The sequence below is a fragment of the uncultured Campylobacter sp. genome, from assembly GCF_938045405.1.
In the GTDB taxonomy this organism is placed as follows: domain Bacteria; phylum Campylobacterota; class Campylobacteria; order Campylobacterales; family Campylobacteraceae; genus Campylobacter_B.
Map to the genome: position 1 here is coordinate 1 of NZ_CALIMW010000065.1, position 1,155 is coordinate 1,155.

Consider the following 1,155-nt stretch of genomic DNA (forward strand, 5'->3'; position numbering starts at 1 on the left):
CCTGAGATCTTTAAAATCATCGCGCAAAAAGTGGAGCCTGCCGAGATGATGAGGACGTTTAACATGGGCGTTGGCATGATCGTCATTGCTCCGAAAGAAAACGCGGACTTTGTGCTGTCAAACACCGATGGCTACGTTATCGGCGAGGTCGTAAAAGGCAGGGGCGTGCAGCTCGTGTAAATTTTGAAGCGGTAAAATTTGCCGCTTTTTGTCAAAGCAGAGTTTATGTTTAGACTAAATTTTAAAGCAGGTATCGTGACCGCTTCCAAAAACAGCGCCGAAAATTATTATATGATAGGCCTTGCGGACGATAAGTACGACTATAAAAACTATCTGCTTTTCCAAAGACCGATCAAGCTCGGACGGTACGAGGACGCAGACGCACCGCATAACGGCTCATATGCCAAGTGTAGGCGACGTGTGCTATAACGGCTGCAAGGCTGTGAAAATCACTGGCGAGCTTATCGTTTTTGAAGTCCAAGATAGCGTCATCGCCGTGGATATTCGCGGCATCAAAATTCCCAAACGCTTCATTCAGTATTGCAAAGAAATTTTCGGCGATCTACTTAGCATCGAGGGATAAATTTAAATACGCAGCGGCACGCAAAAGCAAATTTCGCAATCACAAATATAAAACCGAGATTAAAAATTTAACGAACGAATTTTTAGATAGCGCAGGATAAGAGCGTTTAAGCAAAGCCATTAAACGCGGCAAAACTTCGCGCTGGAGTAAAATTTATTGCGAGACTTGCGCATCAAATTTGGCGCAAGTATTATGTGGCAAAATTTACCCTTCCAAACATAGCTAAATTTTGCGTTCGATTCGCAGTCGTCTGCGCTTTAAATTTAGATGCGCCACTATCGCCTCTGCCCTCTTACAGCGAGCCTCGCGGACTTAAAGGATACAAGGCGATCATCTCGCTATCCGCGCAGCCGATTATTTTTTAGAAAGGCTAATCGCTAGCGCACCCACACTGCCGCCTGCTTTTTCGGAAAAGGGCGATCGCTCGCCCTTTCTGTTTAAATTTTATCTATGAGCTCGCGCCTTATTTTGCAAAATCTAAAATTTTAGCGATATTTTCGCGGCTGTAAAGCTCCGCCATATTCCACGCTTTGGCGTTTGTCGCGGCTACGTCTATGACCTCATTTAGCACC

The 1,155-nt window shown here is 45.1% G+C and carries 4 protein-coding genes; all 4 read left to right on the plus strand.

The window, feature by feature from the left end; all coding sequences use genetic code 11:
* The coding region (locus Q0140_RS02235; protein WP_297961312.1) for an AIR synthase-related protein at nt 1–180 on the plus strand (180 nt) is incomplete at its 5' end.
* 45 nt (nt 181–225) lie between these two features.
* Nucleotides 226–429: a hypothetical protein gene (locus Q0140_RS02240; protein ID WP_297961314.1), complete on the plus strand. Its 204-nt coding sequence runs from the start codon at nt 226–228 to the stop codon at nt 427–429.
* A gap of 13 nt (nt 430–442) precedes the next feature.
* On the plus strand, nt 443–583 hold the full coding sequence (locus Q0140_RS02245) for a hypothetical protein (RefSeq protein ID WP_297961318.1): 141 nt from the start codon (nt 443–445) through the stop codon (nt 581–583).
* 194 nt (nt 584–777) lie between these two features.
* Nucleotides 778–948, plus strand: a complete 171-nt coding sequence (locus Q0140_RS02250) for a hypothetical protein (protein ID WP_297961321.1) — start codon at nt 778–780, stop codon at nt 946–948.
* Nucleotides 949–1,155: the final 207 nt, after the last annotated feature.